The sequence below is a fragment of the Filimonas zeae genome (genome assembly GCF_014641615.1).
Lineage (GTDB): Bacteria > Bacteroidota > Bacteroidia > Chitinophagales > Chitinophagaceae > Filimonas > Filimonas zeae.
This window is the reverse complement of the sequence record NZ_BMIB01000001.1, coordinates 1,173,635-1,193,167: the sequence shown is the minus strand read 5'-3', so window position 1 is coordinate 1,193,167 and position 19,533 is coordinate 1,173,635. Positions and strand designations below refer to the sequence as shown.

General features: G+C 46.0%; 18 protein-coding genes and 1 riboswitch. Of the genes, 9 read left to right on the top strand and 9 right to left on the bottom strand.

The genetic code is table 11. The features are described 5' to 3' along the window. Positions 1 to 120 precede the first annotated feature (120 nt). The 8 genes from IEY13_RS04850 to IEY13_RS04815 form a co-directional block, all read right to left on the bottom strand. Entirely contained in the window at positions 121 to 948 is an 828-nt protein-coding gene (locus IEY13_RS04850) for a formylglycine-generating enzyme family protein (RefSeq protein WP_188950812.1), read from the bottom strand. A gap of 10 nt (positions 949 to 958) precedes the next feature. Next, the gene (locus IEY13_RS04845; protein ID WP_188950811.1) at positions 959 to 1,684 is read right to left on the bottom strand and encodes a hypothetical protein; all 726 of its coding nucleotides are present in this window, start codon (positions 1,682 to 1,684) and stop codon (positions 959 to 961) included. Positions 1,685 to 1,828: 144 nt separating this feature from the next. Next, complete coding sequence (locus IEY13_RS04840; RefSeq protein WP_188950810.1) at positions 1,829 to 2,317, bottom strand: hypothetical protein; 489 nt, start codon at positions 2,315 to 2,317, stop codon at positions 1,829 to 1,831. A gap of 42 nt (positions 2,318 to 2,359) precedes the next feature. Further along, positions 2,360 to 3,556, bottom strand: a complete 1,197-nt coding sequence (locus tag IEY13_RS04835; RefSeq protein ID WP_188950809.1) for a S1 family peptidase — start codon at positions 3,554 to 3,556, stop codon at positions 2,360 to 2,362. Positions 3,557 to 3,660: 104 nt separating this feature from the next. Beyond that, the gene (locus IEY13_RS04830) at positions 3,661 to 5,358 is read right to left on the bottom strand and encodes a ribonucleoside-diphosphate reductase subunit alpha (RefSeq protein ID WP_188950808.1); all 1,698 of its coding nucleotides are present in this window, start codon (positions 5,356 to 5,358) and stop codon (positions 3,661 to 3,663) included. Positions 5,359 to 5,435: 77 nt separating this feature from the next. Beyond that, positions 5,436 to 6,410, bottom strand: coding sequence for a ribonucleotide-diphosphate reductase subunit beta (locus tag IEY13_RS04825; RefSeq protein WP_188950807.1), 975 nt, complete (start codon positions 6,408 to 6,410; stop codon positions 5,436 to 5,438). A gap of 544 nt (positions 6,411 to 6,954) precedes the next feature. Beyond that, entirely contained in the window at positions 6,955 to 7,167 is a 213-nt protein-coding gene (locus IEY13_RS04820; protein ID WP_188950806.1) for a hypothetical protein, read from the bottom strand. 53 nt (positions 7,168 to 7,220) lie between these two features. Then, entirely contained in the window at positions 7,221 to 8,009 is a 789-nt protein-coding gene (locus IEY13_RS04815) for a hypothetical protein (protein ID WP_188950805.1), read from the bottom strand. 318 nt (positions 8,010 to 8,327) lie between these two features. Between IEY13_RS04815 and IEY13_RS04810 the strand changes: the two genes are divergently transcribed. The 4 genes from IEY13_RS04810 to IEY13_RS04795 all read left to right on the top strand — a co-directional run bounded on the left by IEY13_RS04810 (position 8,328) and on the right by IEY13_RS04795 (position 11,065). Next, complete coding sequence (locus tag IEY13_RS04810; protein ID WP_188950804.1) at positions 8,328 to 8,780, top strand: NanQ anomerase/TabA/YiaL family protein; 453 nt, start codon at positions 8,328 to 8,330, stop codon at positions 8,778 to 8,780. Then, positions 8,780 to 9,778 (top strand): phosphotransferase enzyme family protein, encoded by a 999-nt coding sequence (locus tag IEY13_RS04805; protein WP_188950803.1) that lies wholly within the window; start codon positions 8,780 to 8,782, stop codon positions 9,776 to 9,778. Before IEY13_RS04810 ends, IEY13_RS04805 begins: the two co-directional genes overlap by 1 nt. Positions 9,779 to 9,826: 48 nt before the next feature. Further along, positions 9,827 to 10,306, top strand: coding sequence for a YcxB family protein (locus tag IEY13_RS04800; protein ID WP_188950802.1), 480 nt, complete (start codon positions 9,827 to 9,829; stop codon positions 10,304 to 10,306). Positions 10,307 to 10,432: 126 nt separating this feature from the next. Continuing rightward, the gene (locus tag IEY13_RS04795) at positions 10,433 to 11,065 is read left to right on the top strand and encodes an NAD(P)-dependent oxidoreductase (RefSeq protein WP_188950801.1); all 633 of its coding nucleotides are present in this window, start codon (positions 10,433 to 10,435) and stop codon (positions 11,063 to 11,065) included. Between the two features lie 112 nt (positions 11,066 to 11,177). On the opposite strand, the gene IEY13_RS04790 is transcribed toward IEY13_RS04795, so the two are convergent. Further along, positions 11,178 to 13,556, bottom strand: coding sequence for an ABC transporter permease (locus IEY13_RS04790; protein ID WP_188950800.1), 2,379 nt, complete (start codon positions 13,554 to 13,556; stop codon positions 11,178 to 11,180). A 224-nt stretch (positions 13,557 to 13,780) separates the two neighbouring features. On the opposite strand from IEY13_RS04790, the gene IEY13_RS04785 reads away from it, so the two are divergent. The 5 genes from IEY13_RS04785 (at position 13,781) to IEY13_RS04765 (ending at position 19,345) form a co-directional block, all read left to right on the top strand. Beyond that, positions 13,781 to 15,307: an ArnT family glycosyltransferase gene (locus IEY13_RS04785; protein WP_188950799.1), complete on the top strand. Its 1,527-nt coding sequence runs from the start codon at positions 13,781 to 13,783 to the stop codon at positions 15,305 to 15,307. A 26-nt stretch (positions 15,308 to 15,333) separates the two neighbouring features. Then, positions 15,334 to 15,801, top strand: a complete 468-nt coding sequence (locus tag IEY13_RS04780; RefSeq protein WP_188950798.1) for a hypothetical protein — start codon at positions 15,334 to 15,336, stop codon at positions 15,799 to 15,801. A 110-nt stretch (positions 15,802 to 15,911) separates the two neighbouring features. Further along, on the top strand, positions 15,912 to 16,775 hold the full coding sequence (locus IEY13_RS04775; RefSeq protein ID WP_188950797.1) for a DUF4846 domain-containing protein: 864 nt from the start codon (positions 15,912 to 15,914) through the stop codon (positions 16,773 to 16,775). A 44-nt stretch (positions 16,776 to 16,819) separates the two neighbouring features. Then, the gene (gene dusB, locus IEY13_RS04770) at positions 16,820 to 17,857 is read left to right on the top strand and encodes a tRNA dihydrouridine synthase DusB (protein WP_188950796.1); all 1,038 of its coding nucleotides are present in this window, start codon (positions 16,820 to 16,822) and stop codon (positions 17,855 to 17,857) included. A gap of 27 nt (positions 17,858 to 17,884) precedes the next feature. Continuing rightward, complete coding sequence (locus IEY13_RS04765) at positions 17,885 to 19,345, top strand: TlpA family protein disulfide reductase (protein WP_188950795.1); 1,461 nt, start codon at positions 17,885 to 17,887, stop codon at positions 19,343 to 19,345. Positions 19,346 to 19,454: 109 nt separating this feature from the next. Then, positions 19,455 to 19,524: riboswitch (Fluoride riboswitch) on the top strand. Positions 19,525 to 19,533: the final 9 nt, after the last annotated feature.

Sequence of the window (19,533 nt, the reverse complement as noted above, 5' to 3'; positions counted from 1 at the left end):
GATCAATTGCCTGCGCTAACGGTAAAAGCCAATCATCTAAAAGAGCTCATCTACATATTAAAAGTATAACTTTAATAGATACTTCCAAAAATTCTGTTAAGATTTTAGTATAAAAATCTTCTACAAGTTTTTTACTACCCTAAACCCCTGATTGCTAAAAGATGCATGAATATGAACGCGTCCTATATCTAAAGAATTAAAATAACTACAGGAATGCGCGCTGCACCACCAGGAGCCACCGCGCGCGTGGGCAATAGTTTCCACACCCAGGTGACCATCGCAGAATTCAAATACATTTCCATATATATCATATATACCCCACGGATTAGAGCGATAACTACCAATGGGAGAAGTATACATATATTTATCACTACTGTCAGCTTCCAGATGGTCGTGCCCATGCCACACGTTGGCAAACTCCCCTATCCGTCCCATCTCCCGCCCCCAGAAATAATTGGTGTTGCTTCCGGCCCTGGCAGCAATTTCCCATTCATCCGGCGTAGGCAGCCGCATACCCGCCCACCGGCAATATGCCTGCACATCGGTAAAACTGATAGTGGTAACCGGATGCTGCAGTTTACCGGTAAGGTCGCCGCGGCTTACTCCGTTGGGGTAACGCCAGCAGGCAGTACTGTCTTCCTTCCAGCGAAACTCCGGCAATCCCGGTTCAAACACCAGCGCATTGTGCAAACGCTCAGCATCGGTTATATAGCCGGTAGCTGCCACAAAACGGGCAAACTGCTCATTGGTTACCTCGGTGGCTGCAATGGCATAGGCATTTACCTGCACAGTGCGTAGCGGGTTTAACCGGTGACCTTTTTTACCCACCTGGTATTTACCGGCGGGCACCTGTATAAAAACAGTATCTGTTCCTGCAGGCATCTGTGCTATAACAGCTGCATGCGGAAACAGATACATCCAAAATATTATTAACAATGCATACTGCATATCAGCGTGTTTAACTCATAGCATTATACAAATCCATTGCACGTTTAAAAATCAGTTCTTCATTAGCGGCGTTCAGTTGCAGGTAACTGGTATAACTGCTATTTTCGCCATACAGTTTTGTGTAAGAGGTTGATTTCACAAACGGCTCATACTTTACGCTTTTCATCAGCAACAGCAGCACCGTTAATATATCATGATCTTTACGATCTTTTTTATAAAAGTCTATCAGAAACGGAATCATCTCCAGCGCATTCATCTCCACAATCGCTTCTTTGTAATTTACACCTATGCGCCCGCTTCTTTGAATACTCTCTTTCATAATAGCCATTACGGAATCTTTGTTATCCTGCATAAACTTACGCTGCCGTTCGCTCCAGCTATATTCATCAAAAGCATCGGGCAGGTATGCCATTATCTTTGTCTGCTCTTCCTGTACAGGCGGAAACACATCGCAGTTCTGGCTGTATGATTCTGCATGAATCATATGATACGTAAACTTTTCCCGTAATGACAAGGTGTTATAGGCTTTTGCATTTAGTTTCAGATGCGTATCCTCATCCTGCTGAATACCTTTAATCAGCGCTTTTACTTTGGCCAGTCCATAAGGTGGCACTGTTGTTTTTAAGCGATACTCATGATAGGCTTTGCTTGCGGGGCTGGCTTCTTTCCATTCTTCATCCTGCGCGGTGAGTAATATAGGGGTTAACAGGGCCAATACAACTGACAGTTTTTTCATAGTGTATGTACTTATGCTTCAAATATACTTATTAAACCTGAGCAGCCTATAGCTTCAACTGTTGTAACAGGTTTTCCATAACTGCCATTTAAAACAAAAGGTGCTGCCGTTTGCGGTAGCACCTCTGTAGCTTATGAACAATAATCAACTTTTTTGTTTGGGTATCTTACGGCAGTCGAAGGGCACAAACTCCTGCGAAAAGGCGCTGGTATCTTTCAACGTTTCCCGGCCTGTTTTGCCATCGTATACATATGGCTGTTGCAGCAGGTTGCCGTCCTTTATTTTAAACACAACGGGCAGGGTATCCTGCTGTCCTTCCTGCATATAACTCCAGGTGGCGGTAATAATACTGTCTTTCATAGTACCTGCCAGTGTACCACGGCGGGCATCTTTCTCAAAAGGCATTTCTACCAGTTCGCCATTCACACGGCCTTCGCGTATTACCAGGTGTACGGTAAATGTATCCTGACGTAAGGGGCCGGCATAGCGCTGAAAGCATACCGACATAGAATCGTTGGCCGTATCTGTCCGGGAGGTGCTTGCAGAATCATTTAACACCCGGTTGTCTGCATTGCCGTTGCAGGCTGCAAAACCGCCTGCCAGCAGGGCTATATACAATAATCCGTTTTTCATAGTCATCGTGTTTGGTTGTAGTAAGTCAAGAAGCGTACCATTTTACGGCAATGTAGTAACCGCCTCATGCTCTATCATATATCGCAGATGATTGCTTAGAATGCCATAATTGAAATTATCTTTTGAAGTAAAGCCGCAATAATTAATAGCTACTATCTGGCCCTTTTTATTAAACACGGGGCTGCCACTGCTGCCGGGCAGCATGGGTACAGAGTACAGTACACGAAACTGATCGCTCTCCTGCGTTACTTCGCCTTTACTCAGCTGCACCTTAATGCCATCAGAGGTGTTGGCAATCTCTTCGCCGTAGTTAAAGCCGATAAGGTATAAAGGCGTGGTTACTTTCAGCACATCATTATCCTTCAGGGTAGAACCGTAATGATCTGCATCGTTGTCTTTCATTAAATCGGTGATAGCCCCCACTCCTGCCGGAGTTTTACCGCTGTCCATTTGTATAATAGCCAGATCTATTTTGCGCTGCTGACTCAGGGAAAGAATATGACAGGGATAAACCGTAGCATCTTTGGTAGAAGCATCCAGCTGTACCGATAATTCTGTGGTTACAATCTCTACCTGAAAAGCCTGGGTAGCGAGTTCCTCCACCAGCTTATTGGCTTCCAGCAGGGAATCTATACGGTCGTGAAAACCGGTAACGGTGGTGTCTGTGGCAGTTTCCGCTTCCGCCTCTTCCCCGTCCTGCGGGCCGCCTTCGGTAGCCGCCACCAGCTTTTCATCTTTCGGATTCATAAAACCTTGCGGCAGGGCCTGTACATAGGCAGAATCTTCCGGGTGGTTGTATTTGAGGCGGTGGGCCGTCCATGAAATATCGCCTACCAGGCCATCGCGCGATACGTGTAAGGCTTCCATAACCCTTTGCTGAAAGTTTACCTTATCCGGCGTTTGGTGCAGACCGCTTACCACATGAAAATTGGTAGCAATCTGCCCCTGTGTACCTATAAAAAACCCGGTACCGCTACAGGCTTCCGCATTGTTCTTTGCCTCTTCTTCATCGGAGGTAATATCGGAATATCCGCCATCGTGAATATAGGTAAAGTACATGGCGGTACCATTATCAAATGTGGCTTTGAAATAGCTTTTGTTTTTGATTAACACTACCTGTTTTCTGAACTTTTCAAACAGATCGGATGAGGATAATACCGGTAGTTCCGTTTTGACTTTCTTTTCCTTGCAGGAAACACATAAAAGCAACAATGCCAGCACCCGGCAATACGATTTCATATCAGACTGGTCTAGGGTTTTGAATAGTCAATGTTACGGATAAAAATAACAAAAACCGCTCCGATTCGGCCGGAGCGGTTTGAATATAGAGAAGATAGTAAGTCTTACGCCTCGCAGCTCTTACAGTTCACCAGATTGGTAACCAATTCTTTACTTACGCTCTGGCTGCGCTGATAATACAGGGTTTTAACACCCAGTTTCCAGGCTTCAATCAGCAGTCTGTTTACATCCTTCACCGGCAGGTTAGAAGGAATGTTCAGGTTGAGACTCTGTGCCTGATCGATATACTTCTGGCGGATAGAGGCCTGCTGAATAATTTCCAGCTGACTGATTTCTTTGAACGTTTTAAACACTTCTTTCTCGTGTTCCGTCAGTTCATCAATATGCTGCACGCTACCGTGGTTCAGCATAATATCGCGCCAGGTATCTTCGTTGTCTATACCTTTTTCTTCCAGCAGGGCCTTCAGGTATTTGTTCTTACGCATGAAGTTGCCTTTAGATAAACCGGCTTTGAAATAGTTGCTGCTGAATGGCTCAATGCCCGGAGAGGTTTGACCCAGGATAGCAGAGGAAGAAGTGGTAGGAGCAATGGCCATAAGGGTAGTATTCCTTTTACCATAACCTTTCAGTACTTCCGGCTCGCCATAAATCCATGCCAGCTCTCTGGTAGCCTTTTCCGCTTTTTCACTAATATCTTTGAAAATGCGGTTGGTCAGTTGCTTGGCTTCCATGCCTTCAAAAGCAATCATGTTCTTTTGCAGGTAAGAGTGCCAGCCCAGTACGCCTAAACCTAAAGCACGGTGGCGTTTGGCAAAGCGGTTGGCATTTTCCAGGTAGTAGTTATCTTCTGTTTTAACAATAAACTCCTGTAACACGGCATCCAGGAAGAATACAGCCAGTTTAACGGCATCGGTATTTTTCCACTCATCATACAACTCCAGGTTCATAGAACTGAGGCAGCAGATGAACGATTCGTCTTCTGAAGAAGGCAGTGCAATTTCAGAACACAGGTTGCTCGCATGAATAGTGAGGTTTTTATCCTTATATACCTGCGGCTTGTTACGGTTAATATTATCGGTGAAGAAAATGTATGGTAAGCCTTTCTGCTGACGGCTTTCCAGCACTTTGGCCCATATCTGGCGCTTCTTCATATCACCATCAATCATATCCTGCATCCAGTAATCGGGTACGCATACACCGTTGAACAGGTTTTGAATGGGGTGACCAATATCTTTAATAGCCAGGAACTCTTCAATATCGGAGTGGTCAATATCCATGTAGGCCGCAAAAGCACCGCGACGTACACCACCCTGCGAAATAGTATCCATAGCCGTATCAAACAAACGCATAAAGCTTACGGCGCCGGAGCTTTTACCGTTATCGGTAACAGCACTGCCACGCTCGCGCAAGGCACCAAAGTAAGCGGAGGTACCACCCCCTATTTTGGTTTGCATGATTACCTCGCCCAGCTTGTGTGTAATACCTTCAATATTATCAGGTACATGTACATTAAAGCAGGAAATAGGTAAACCACGCTCTGTACCCATATTAGCCCAGATAGGCGAGCTTAAGCTCATCCAGCCCCTTTCAATCATTTCCACAAAAGCTTCCTTCAACTCGGGCTTGTACAGGCGCTGCGCTGCAGCAGTACAAATCCGGTCTATTGCACCTTCTACCGTTTCACCTTTCAGTAAATAACCTCTGTTCAGTATCTGCTCACTCTCGGTGTTTTTCCACCAAAGCTTCTCGTGCTCGTAAGTTTCCTTCACTCCGGGAAGCTGATCTAATACGGGTATTTCCATAACAAATAGCTTTTTAGTCCTTTTAACAATTACAATTCAATCAATCGGGGTCGTCAATCTTCTCTTCTACAATTATTCTAAAACAGGTCGAGGGCTGAGATACTTTTATCGTGCTTGGTATAATCTACCGGGCGCTTGGCAAAAAAGTCATCCAGACTGTTTGCAAACACCTCTTCTTCAAACCAAAGCATAGGTTTGTTCTGCTCGTTGGTAATGTTGAACAATGCAGGCATGTTTATTTTGCGTAAACTGTCGTCTGCACGGTACTTCATAAAGTTCAGCAGGTCTTTTTTATTGATGATGTCAATTTCACCGGCACTGAAAATCCAGTCGATGATCTTGCTTTCTATTTCAATAGAGGTCTTCACGAGCTCGCTGATCTTGTTAATAGTGGCTTCGTTAAACATCTCCGGATACTCTTCTCTGATTTTGTTGATCAGGTAAATACCCGCGTTGGCATGTATCTGCTCGTCTACAGACGTCCACGCAATAATGTTGCTCACATTCTTCATCAGCCCTTTAAAGCGGGTGAACGAAAGGATGATAGCGAACTGACTGAACAGGCTTACGTTCTCAATAAGAATAGAGAACAGGATCAGAGAAATGGTGTACTCCTCTTTATCGGTGGATTTAGCATTGCTGAGGGCGTTGCTCAGGTAGTCGATACGCTCTTTAATCACCGGAATGTCCAGCAGTTTTTCAAACTCGTTGTTATACCCCAGCACTTCCAGCAGGCGGGAATATGCCTCGGAGTGACGGAATTCACATTCAGCAAACGTAGCGCCTAATCCATTCAGTTCGGGCTTGGGCAGATGATGGTACAGGTTGCCCCAGAAAGACTTCACCGCCACTTCAATCTGCGCAATGGCCAGCAGACTGTTCTTTATTGCATTTCTTTCTGCAGGTGATAAATGGGAATGAAAGTCCTGCGTATCTGCAGTAAAATCCACCTCAGAGTGCACCCAGAACGACTTATTAATCGCCTCAGTGAACGTCAACACTTCAGGATATTCAAACGGCTTATACTGTATGCGCTTATCAAAAATTCCCATTACTGTCTTTTTTAAAATTTAACCCAGAATTCATGTACTTCCCTTGCGAACGCTCTATTTGGATACGGAGCAGAGTACAAAAATGAAGAACGGGAGGCACTTATTCACAATAAACAAATTCACAAGATGTGGATAATAAGTGTGCGTAAATTGAAAATGCAGCAGGAATAACCATCGCAGAAGAAGAGTGAAAATTCAAAATTTCGGAGGCAAAATTTTTAGAAAATATAATTGCGCTATTGAAAAACTGGCACGAAAAGTTTAAAAAACAAACCCCTGATATTAGGTATATAAGGTGTAAACGGTACATATAGGGCTGCTTTTCCTTATGTACAGCCAGTTTGCAGTTAATCAGTTAATATTATACATTATTAAAAAGAGAAGTATGCAGGTAAAACCGTGACCCAGCAAACGCCCGAATGCCCATTTTTGACCCCATATTACATAAAACAGGTTTATAAGGGTGGCACCCACTGCCACAACGGGAATTAACAGCAAACCCGCCGTTCCTGGCGCCAGGCCACATGGCGTGGACGGCTCTGCGTTATTCCACCACCAGAATAAGGCTGTACAAATGCAGTATATAAATAAGATTCGTATCGCCTGTTTTGCGGCGGCAGGAGTAAGCCAATATTTTATCACCAGAAAGGGTTTTGTCAAAAATACCGGTGGCAGGGTATACAAACCGTTGCAGAACTGTTAATAACAGCCTTTGGTGTATCGGAATGCGCCAAACAGTTATCCGATTCTGCCACATTGCCCCCTGCCCCTTTAGGTTGGCGTACCTTTACTATCCGGTGTAAAAGCCGGTTATAGGTTTTGAGTTTGTTTGGTTTGATGGCCAATAAAGACTAAACCGCTGCTGTTGCTGTGTATGCTGTTATGTGCAGCGGTTCTTCTATAAGTCTTACCTGCGCCGCTTTGCGGCGCGGGTGCTATTGGCTTCTGTGTCCATCGCCCCCTTATTAAATGATCCTTTTCAGATACAGCTATTGATGGTTTGGCAGTAATGCTGAATACATACCTTGTTACACATGGGAAAATTTCCCTTCCCCTACGGGCGCCTCTGCAAAGGGGCGCCTTATTTATATATGCTATTGCTCTTTGCTGCCTGCGGCGCAGCGTGGTGCGCTGGGTAGTAGTGCCAGCGGTCGCTTTCTGGTTTATCATCCGCAAACCGGGCCATTGGGGCAGTGGCGTACTGTTGGTTTTATTATATACCTGCTTTTTCTGTTGTGGCTTTGTGGCAGTAGCTTCTCCGCCGTTCACCATTTGATTGATTTCATTCGCCAGCAGCACACATACTTCTGCTGCCTCCACTCCTGCCTTCAGTAACAGCAACGCTTTGCCGGTAATGGTGCGGTACAGGTTTTTGTGACGTTTTTCCAATGGCACCTCCCGGTAAATAGCCGATGCAATAGGCGAAGCGGCTGCCAGCCATTGTGCATAACGGCGGGTGCCGGCAAAGGCAGAATCGGTTAAAACACGCTTGCGGCTTAACGGGCTGCTGGCACGTACATAGTATTTACCGTTCATGCTGTAGAAGCATAACCCGTTGTAAGTGCCGATAAAAACAGAATCCCCCGTTTGCTTTGCCATGGCGTTTGCATTTACTGGTAATTTACGACATACGGAGGGCAGGTGGGGCTTAAAAAATGAGGTTTCTACGTTTTAGGTGGCAAATAGTTGCGCTTTAACCTTGAACGGGGAGTGAAGGAGTAGTATACGGCGGAGGCAGGTGGCGCGTGAGCTGCTGACACTGCAAACTGAAGCACTGGAAAAACAGGCCCATCAGCCGGGATACTCATCTGTACAGCATTTTACCACCGCTTTCCGTAGACAATCTGGTATTACACCGGTAAAAATTATATGAGCATAAAGTAATATCTTTCAACCTGATATTATCTGACTCCTATTATGATACTCGACAAACTGGCCAACGCACAACGCTATTATTTTCTCGGACCCAAATTTGAAAAGGCTTTTCAGTACCTGACCACTACCGATTTCGTTACCCTTGCCAAAGGAAAGTATGAGATAGATGGTACGGATATTTTCGCCATCGTAAACGAATACGACACTATTGACGCTGCGGGCGAACAGATGGAATCGCACAAAAAGTACATCGACATCCAGTACATGGTAACCGGTGAAGAACTGATTGGCCATGATTTTCTGGAGCAGCAAATGCCTTCCAAAGCCTACGACACAGAAAAAGACTTTATGCTGTTTGCAGAAAAGCCTTCTTTCTTTACCCGACTGGCAGCAGGCAGCTTTGCAGTGTTTTTCCCTACCGATCTGCATATGCCCAATCTGAAAGTGGAGGCCTCTATACCGGTAAAGAAAATTGTTATTAAGGTAAGTGTGTAATGAGCATTTTTCCTACACAATATTCCACGTTGTCTACAGCAGCTTTGCAGGAACACCTGCGGAAGGCTTATAACCTGCCGTTGTTCCAATGCAGGCTGCTGATACGCAATGTTAGTGATACCTACCTGCTGGAACGCAGCCCTTACCAGTATATTTTTAAGATTTACCGCGACAACCACCGCAAACACCACGAAATACTGGCTGAGGTGGAGTTGCTGCAGATACTGAAAGAGAATGGCTGCCCCGTAGCCGCCCCTGTTACAGATGTACAGGGCAACATGCTGCAAACCTTTAATGCCGCAGAGGGCACACGTTACGGCGTATTGTTTGAGTATGCACAGGGCACTGTAGTGCCCGACCTTACACAGCCCCAGCTGCAAACCATTGGCCGCGAAATGGCCAATATTCACAATATTACCTCGCGCATACAACTGCAGCACGAAAGGCGTGTGTATAATAACAACACCACCCTTTCAGGCCCGCTGCAAACCATAGCGCCCGCGTTTAAAGACCTGCCGGAAGAGTATGCCTGGTTGCAGCAAACAGCGCGTACCGCCATCAACCGCCTGTATGCGTTTAATACTACGCTGTTCAGCACCGGCTACTGCCACTACGACTTTCTGCCAAAGAACTTTCACATCAACGAATTTGATGAGGTTACTTTCTTCGACTTCGACTTTGCGGGAAAGGGATTTCTGGTAAATGATATTATGACGGTGCTGGTGCACTTTTTTCTGCACATGCACAACAACCAGATTACTGCCGAACAGGCATCGAAAGACTTCAATACTTTTCTCTCCGCCTACCATGCCGTAAGGCCCATTACCACCCAGGAACTACAGGCCATTCCTTACCTGGGCGTAGGCTTCTGGCTGTTTTACCTGGAGTTTCAGTACCTGCATTTTGAAGACTGGTCGAGCGTGTTCTTCAACAACCGCTTCCTGAAAGACCGGGTGGCGTTGATTAAGAAGTGGACTACGCTGTATGGGCAGTGGTAATTTGTGCTTATTTTTGCTGCCCTTTATTCATAACCCTTTACCACCATTATGGAACCATTTACTATTATCACTTCATTATCTAAGAGCGAATACAAAAGCTGGCTTTTGCATACTAACACCCGTCGTCCGTTTGCCATACTGCAGCATATTCTGGGGCCGGCGATGATAGTATTCTCATTTTATATGTATTATATCACCAACGGCAGCATTTCTTTCCCCTGGCCAACTCTGTTAGTAGGGCTTTTCTTTATCTTCATCCCTTACTTTTTTACCTGGTTGGGGGCATTAAAGTTTTACAATACGGCACTGGCTCAGGAAAATACATACGTTTTTAGTGAAGAACATGTTACCGTCAACTCTTCTACAGCTACAGCAACAATGACATGGGATCATTTTATCAAATGGAAAGAGTATAAGAACATAATGATATTATACGTTTCTAAAAACGTTGCCCATTTAATCAAAACCGAGAGCATGACTCCCGAACAAATCGATTTTATACGGTCCAAAATTCCCGCAAAGAAGTAGGAGCTTCCTTATCTTTAGTGCATTAAACGCTTTTAGTACATATTTCCGGCTTTAACTACACCACCTAAACAGGTGGCCGGGAATACTATTCTCTTATTCTTCCTCATTTATACTAAAAGCAGTTTTATGAAACCAACCATAGCCATCATTGGCGCAACCGGCAAAGCCGGCTATTACATTACCAAAGTATTGATGGAACAGGGATATCCGGTAAAAGCACTGGTTAGAAACCCGGCAAAGCTTACACACTCCTCTCCGTTACTAACAGTAGTGCAGGGCGATGCCACGCAACCCGATGATATTACCCGCTTGTTAACCGGCTGCACGTATATAATCAATGCTATTGGCCAGCCCGGTAATCCTGCTCCTGTTTTCAGTAGGGTAACCAGTAACATTATACAGGCTGTACCACAAACAGGCGTTCTGAAATACCTGCTGATTACCGGCCTGAGCATTGATGTAGCCGGGGATGATAAAAGCGAAAGAGTGCAACAGCTGTCTGCATGGATGCGGGAGCAATATCCGGAACTGATTGCGGATAAGCAGCACGAGTATCAGCTGCTGGAAGCCAGCAGTATAAGCTGGACGATAGTGCGGTTACCAGTGATTGAGCAAACGGAGAAGCGATATGCGGTCGAAGTAAGTATTACAGATTGCCCTGGTGAAAAGATCAGCGCTACAGATATAGGCTATTTTTTAGCCAGCCAGCTGGAAAGTGAAGCCTTTATAAGGCAGGCACCTTTTATAGCCAATAAATAACAGGCAGGATGATGTAACAGCTGCCTTTCACCAGGCAGCTGTTTTCTATACTATAAACGCTTTTATTCAAATGGCACGTTGCGGCAGCTTCAATGGTGGTGCCGTTATACCGCTACTCCCCACGTAAACTCTTTACCGGATTGGTTACGGCTGCTTTTACAGCTTTTGTACCAATGGTAATTAACGCAATGCCCAGGGTAACCAGTGCCGCCAGCGCAAATATCCACCAGCTTAACGTGGTTTTATAAGCGAAGTTCTGCAGCCACTGGCGCATGGCCCAGTAGCCTATGGGTAAGGATATACAGGTGGCAATGATGACAGGGCGCAACAAGTCTTTAGACAGCAACAGCACAATGCCCTGCACCGATGAGCCTAATACCTTGCGCACCCCTATTTCGCGGAAGCGGCGGATGGTAGTAAAGGAGGCTATACCAAACAAACCGAGGCAGGCAACAAACACAGCCATAATGGCGAATACCACCAGAATGGTTTGCTGGCGTATATCTTTTTTGTACAGGGTATCAAACTGCTGATCTAAAAAGCTGTATTCAAAAGGATATGCGGCTGCCACCTGTTTGTAATGCTTTTCTATCAGGGTAAGATCGGCCTGTATACTGCCGGGCTTCATTTTAATAGCTATTACCCTTCTGTCTGCATGCGGCGATATTACCAGCGGTTCAATATCTGTTTTTAACGATTGAAAGTGAAAGTCGTCCACTACGCCTATCACCCTGCGCCTGTGCTTGTCCTCCATGGTATTTTCTATCCACTTACCAATGGCATCGGCAGGCGTCCAGCCCAGTCTGGTAGCAGCCGTTTTATTCAGCAGCACAGCATCAGTAGTATCTGTAGGAAAGGAAGCAGAGAAATCTCTGCCTGCAATGATGGTTAAGCCAAGTGTTTTCACAAACTCAAAATCGGCAAACTCTGTTCTGGCATTCCACTTTTCTGTCTGGCCTTCCACACTAAACATATGCCCGTCAAAATAACCGCCCGGCTCGCCGGACATCAACGATACGGACTGTACGCGGCTTTCATGCTGCAGATCGTTTTTAAACGTGAGCATGTTTCTGTAGATATCGTTATTGTCTATATCTACCAGCACAGTCTGCTCCTGGTTGTAACCCAGCTGTTTGTTCTTTACATAATTCATTTGCCGTGTAATAACAATAGTACCGGTTATCAGCAATACTGATATACTAAACTGTACACCTACCAGTAACTGCCTGAAGGAAGCGCCGCCTTTACCCAAACGCAGTTTGCCTTTCAGCGCCTGCACGGGCATAAAACCCGACAGGAAGAAAGCCGGATAGCTGCCTGCTAAAAAGCCAGCCAGTACTATTACGCCTGACAGAAAAAGATAGATAGACCAGGTGTTCCAGGATACTGTTAAGGTATACCCCAGCAGACTGTTATACCACGGCATTACCAGCAGCATTAAACCTATGGCCAGCACACAGGAAATGGTAGTTAACAATACCGACTCCCCTATAAACTGCCAGATGATATTATTGCGTAAGGCACCCAGCACTTTGCGCAGGCCCACTTCTTTAGAACGCTCTGCTGCGCGGATGGTAGAGAGATTGATAAAATTAATACAGGCGATGAGCAGTATGAGAATAGCGATGGAGAGAAAGATATATACCACCTTCTTATCGCCATGCTTTACCTGATCGAAAGCACCATCTTTAAAATACACTTCTTTTAACGGAGTAAGTGAAAGGGTAATCTGCATTCCAAAGGCCCGCATGTTGTTACCCATGTATTTTTCCATAAACGCAGGCAGTTGTTTTTCCAGCTGTGCCCTTGTTACCTGCGGCGCCAGTTTAAGGTAGGTATACACTCCATTGTTGGGCCAGGTGGTCATCCAGCTGGCTTCTTTGTAAATATCCAGCGGCACCACCATATCAAATTCGAGATGCGAGTTGGCAGGTACATCTTTAGCAATACCGGTAACGGTTAACGGCGTATTCTTATCCAGTAACAGCGTCTGGCCCATAGCTGCTTCTGCACTGGTGAAATACTTTTTAGCAGTGGTTTCTGTTAACACCACACTATTGGGGCTCTGCATTGCGGTATTAGGGTTGCCTTTCAGCAATGCAAAGGAGAAAAAGGTAAAGAAATTACTATCCACATCCAGCACTTTCTTTTCATTAAACGACCGGCTTCCTACCGTTACCAGATTGTTGCTCTGGCTCACCCGCACTGCACTCTCCACCTCTCCTTTAAAATCATTCATCAGCGTTGGGCTGTACCTGCCGGATAAATAAGCCGCATCTCTCGTCTTTCCCTCTCTCACAAACCCACGTACTACGCGGTACATGCGATCACCATCTTTATGAAAATCGTCTACACTGAATTCGTTTCTGATAAACAGAAAGATCATCATACAGGCCGTAATACCAATGGTGAGGCCCAGAATATTCACGAAAGAGAATACTGTGTTCTTTCTGAGGTTGCGCCAGGCAGTTATAAGATAGTTCTTAAACATAAATAAGGTTGTGGTGGCAGTAAGGCAACAATTATGGTGCAGGTTATATAAACAGTTGCTTTTAAATAGGTTGCGAAGATACGCCCTTGTGGTAGTTTGTTCGGAAACGGGCAAAAGTGTACGGATTTGTTACAAACAGCCGGGCAGCGCCTATCGTTTGGGGCCATGTAACATTTCTGCATCTGATTCGTATATTAGGCTTCTCTGAAACGCGAAGCATTTGTATGAATAAGAAAACTGCTGTACTCCTTGTTTTTGTGCTGGTTAAGTTTGTGCTGCAATACCAGCTGATTAGTCCGGAATACGATCTGCACCGGGATGAGTATCTGCATCTGGACCAAGGTAGTCACCTGGCCTGGGGTTATTTATCTGTACCTCCCCTTACGTCCTGGATATCTTACCTGATTCAGTTGCTGGGTAATACGGTTTTCTGGGTACGCTTTTTTCCTGCACTGTTTGGTGCCCTTACTTTAGTAATGGTATGGAAAAGTATTACAGCATTGAATGGCGATCTGTTGGCGCATATACTGGGCGCTACCTGTATATTATTCTCGGTGCTGCTGCGGCTGAATACCCTTTACCAACCCAATTCGTTTGATGTACTTGCCTGGGTTACGGTATACTATTGTCTTATCCGGTATCAGCAGAGAGAACAATCCCGCTGGTTATACCTGGGGGCGGTAGCCTTTGCGCTGGGCTTTCTTAATAAATACAATGTGCTGTTTCTGGCAATGGGCTGTGTACCTGCCCTGCTTGTTACCCGCCAGCGGAACATATTTACCCGCAAGGCATTGTACCTGGCGGTAATGCTGGCCTTGTTGCTGGTGCTGCCCAACCTGCTGTGGCAATACCACAACCACTTTCCGGTAATACATCATATGGAGTTGCTTACCCGTACACAACTGGTAAATGCAACGCGGGGTGATTTTTTGAAATCGCAGTTGCTTTTCAATATCGGCTCCGTGCACGTAATACTGGCGGGATTGGTGGCATTGCTGGTACATAAGCCGTTTCAGAAACACCGGTCTTTCTTTTGGTCATTGTTATTTACGCTGGCCATTTTTCTGTACTTCCGGGCTAAGGATTATTATGCCATTGGTTTGTACCCCATATACATCGCTTTTGGTGCAACCTATATTACGGCTGTATTTCCGGCAGGCAGGCGCAAAATAGTATATGCGGTTGCACTGCTGGTTCCGGTGCTGTTATTTATTCCGCTTTACCAGAGAGCCTTCCCTAACCAAAGCCCGCAGTACATTGTTGCGCATCAGGAAAAATATAAGAATTGGGGATTGCTTCGCTGGGAAGATGGCAAGGACCACCAACTGCCGCAGGACTTTGCTGATATGCTGGGCTGGCGGGAACTGGCGCATAAAGTAGATTCCGTATACAGCGCTATATCCGATACCGCTGCCACGCTGGTGCTGTGCGATAACTATGGGCAGGCAGGCGCTATAAACTTTTACAGCAGGAAAGGCATTAAGGCGGTAACCTTCAACGCAGATTATATCAACTGGTTTCAACTGGATAGCCCTTACCGCAATCTGATACGGGTGAAGGAATATGCAGACAAAGATGACGAACTGGCAACTACCAGCCCTTATTTCCAGTCATCGCAGAAGAGTGTTCAGGTAGATAATACACTTGCCCGGGAGTACGGCACTACGCTCTTTGTTTTTACGGGTGCTAACATTGATGTAAGGCAAAGGCTGATTGATGAAATTAAGGAGGTGAAAAGTGAATGGCAGTAAATACAAAACAGCCTACATTAGCACTGATGACAAAAGAAGCACAACTGGCCTTTAAGCAACAGCTGAAACAATTTGCTGAACAACAGCTACAGCAACGTATTACGGTTATACGTGAAAAGATGGAAGCTGCACAGCAAAGTGCTAATAATGAAGAGAAAAGCTCTGCAGGTGATAAATACGAAACCAGCCGGGCTATGAACCATCTGGAAAAAGAGATGCATGGCAAACAGCTGGCGGAGAATCTGAAGGAGCTGTCGCTGTTGTATGAGATTAGTGTAAGCAGCCTGCATGATAAAGTAATACCCGGCACAGTGGTACAGTGTAAAGCTGTGTGCTTTTTTATAGCGGCGGGCCTGGGTAAACAAACAATTGCCAATACCCTGGTCATCTTTCTATCTCCTCATGCACCATTGGCTGCTCAGCTGCGGCAGAAGCAGGTGGGCGATACATGGGAGTTTAACAAGCAACTGCTAACCATAGAGGCTATCTTCTAAGCAACAGCAGTGCAACAGGCCTTTTATTGATATAAGGTTACCCTGCTAATATTTCTTACCTCAGATTTATGGAATACACCAGCCATTGCATCTTATGCAAAAGCTGATGTATGAAAGAACGGATATACTTCCTGCTCCTGTTTCCGGCGTTGGTGAGTTTAGCGTGCACACAAGCGCAGCAACCGGCACGCCATCACACCGCCTCTGCCCCTGCTGTATACAAAAACATTGGCGATATTTCTCTGCCCGCAGGTTATAAACGCGTGCCGGCAGCGCCCGGCACCTTTGGTGCATGGCTGCGGCAGGTGCCGCTAAAAACAGATAAAACCGTATACTTATACAACGGCGAACCTAAACGCAACCAGACTGCCCAGTTTGCCGTGCTGGATATTCCGGTGGGCAAGAAAGACCTGCAACAGTGTGCTGATGCGGTGATGCGACTATATGCCGAATATCAATTTGCCAATGCACGGTATGGGCAGATAGCCTTTAGCGCTACAGATGGCGCTGTAATGGAATACAGCAGCTGGATGCGGGGATATCGATTTAGCGAAAAGAACAACCGGCTGGTAAAGCAACAGTCGGGCACACCCTGTAACGGCCATAACTGTCTGGATCAGTACCTGCAGAACGTGTTTGCGTGGGCGGGTACGCTTTCCCTTAGTAAAGACCTGAAAACGGTAGCAGATACCAAAGACATAGCGCCGGGTAATGTGTTTATTAAAGGCGGTTCTCCCGGCCACGCCGTAATAGTGGCCGATGTAGCGGTAAACGCAGCCACGGGCGATAAAATATTTCTGCTGGCGCAGAGTTATATGCCGGCGCAGGATATTCATATACTCCTGAACCCCAACCGGCCGGATGACGCAGCCCCCTGGTACTCAGCGGATATAGATAAATACCTGTATACGCCGGAATGGACTTTTACTAAAGATCAGCTTAAAAAGTTCCCGGAAAGGCTTCCGCAGCGGTAAAACCACTTTTCACAGTTACCTTTGCGGTTTAATGCTGATGTACTGTGGTAAAGATTGATAACATAGAACTCCCTGATTTTCCGCTCTTACTGGCTCCTATGGAGGATGTAACCGACCCGCCTTTCCGCGCTGTTTGTAAAAACAACGGGGCTGATCTGGTGTATACAGAATTCATTTCCAGCGAAGGGCTGATACGGGATGCTATCAAGTGCCGCAGGAAACTGGACATATTCGACTACGAACGGCCCGTGGGTATTCAGATATTCGGGGGGGATGAAGATAGTCTGGCTATGGCATCCCGCATTGTAGATGTTACCAGTCCTGATCTGCTGGACATCAACTTTGGCTGCCCCGTAAAAAAGGTAGCAGGTGCAGGCGCGGGTGCTGGTGTGTTAAAAGATCTGAATTTGATGGTACGTCTTACCGATGCCTGCGTAAAAGCTACCAACCTGCCGGTAACCGTAAAAACCCGTCTGGGCTGGGATGAGGATAGCAAAAACATTGAAGAAGTAGCGGAGCGCTTGCAGGATGTGGGTATTAAAGCCCTGGCTATTCACGGCCGTACGCGCAGCCAGATGTATAAGGGTGAGGCTGACTGGACGCTGATTGGTAAAGTAAAGAACAACCCACGCATACGTATCCCCATCTTTGGTAACGGCGATATTGACAGCCCGCAAAAGGCACTGGAATATAAAAACCGCTATGGTATAGACGGTATTATGATAGGCAGGGCCGCTATTGGTCACCCGTGGATTTTCCGCGAGATTAAACACTACCTACAAACCGGCGAAATGCACCACCCGCCCACTGTGGCAGAACGGGTAGGGGTATGTAAACAGCACCTGCGCAAATCAGTAGCGTGGAAAGGGCCACGCACCGGCATTTTTGAAATGCGCGCCTGCTACGCCAAATACCTGAAAGGCCTGCCCAATATTAAAGAGTTCCGCAACAGGCTGGTGGTGTTAACCGAGCCGGAAGAAATTGAAGCGGTACTGGATGAGGTGCTTACTACCTATCAGGGCTTTGAGGTAGCTTATGAGCCTATTGAACTGATTAATTACCACGAAAACTGTCCCCTCTAATATTATAAAAAGGATTAATTTAACAGCATGAAATATTCATGCTTGTTATATGCCCTGCTCCTTTGGGGAACTGTTTCTTTCTGCCATGCGCAGCCCCACCTTACCACAAAGCCACTGATTATACAGGGGCAGCTTACGCATTGCACAGAATCCTATCTGATACTGGCTTTTGAAAACGAATATGGCATTACCGAAATGGATACCATACCGGTAGATAGTACAGGGCGTTTTTACCTGAAGACTTTTAAAGTAGCAGCCCCAACACTGGCCAATATACAAAAGCATGCCACCCAAATAAATGATTTGTTTGTAGCGCCGGGATACGAGCTTACCATTACCGGCGATGCCACCAATTATAAAACACTGCTGGCCAGTAAAAAGATTACGGGCAAAGGTGCAGAAAGTAACCGCTTTCAGTTGTTGGTGGATTCCATACTATATGCACGTAATGATACCATTGGCTGGTACGATAAGCAGGAAGCAGACCTGCTGGCTTATGTGGCAGACTTTAAAAAACTGAGGGATTCGCTTGCCGGCAAAGTGTTTAACCACAAAAGCGTTAACGATCCGTACCTGGAATACTTTGGCAAAGTGGTGCGTACCAATAATAAACTGGCAGGGCTGTACTTTCTGATGGTGCATACCGAAATAAGAAACCTTGATTACCATCAAACACAGGCATTTATTAAACAACACTTCGATACCACTATTCTCAATAACCTGTTTGTGCCGGAATACATGCTATCGCCCATGTACACAAACTGGCTCATGTCTGCCCAATACCTCAGCCATAGCGAACGGTTAGAGAAACTGCAGCACCCCGATGCCAAACTCAGCAAGTATTACAAGCTGGACAAAATACTCAACACTTATAAAGACCCCATTAAACAATTGGTGCTGTACAGACAACTGACCAGCCAGATAGGTAAATGCAAAACTTTTGAGGATACCAAAGACTTCAAAAACAAAATGGCCGTGTACCTGGAGGCCGTGCAAAACCCGGTATATGCACAGCAACTGGATACACGCCTGGCAGAAAGAACAGCCGAACTGGTGCGTACCCAAATAGGCAAACCGGCCCCCGCTTTTACACTACCCAGCAATACCGGTAAAACCTGGAGCCTGAGTGACTTTAAAGGCAAGGTGGTGTATATGGACTTATGGGCCAGCTGGTGCGGCCCCTGCCGCGCAGAAACACCGGCATTAAAAGCATTGTACAGCAAATACAAAAACAACGACAGCCTGGCTATTATAAGTATATCTGTATCGGATGGAAAAAAGGAATGGGAAAAAGCACTGGCCGAAGACAAACCGGAATGGTTGCAACTACTGGATGCAGACAATGTGGTGGGAAAAACCTATGTGGCCAGATTTATACCGCAGTTTGTGCTGATAGATAAGCAGGGGAATATGGTAAGCAACAGCGCGCCCGTGCCCAGTAAAGCGGAAGAGCTGGAACAACTGCTGGCGCAGGAGCTGGCTAAATAACACAGGAAACGCATCGTTTCTATACCGGACACGCGGCAAACAGGTTACACTGTTTGCTGCACATCTAAAGGGTGATATATGCATGCCATATCACCCTTTCTTTTTACCTTTGCCTTAGGGCGATGGTGCTCCGCCTTATTAACCGCCCTAACCAGAGGGACGATGGCGCCTGCAATAACAATATTCAC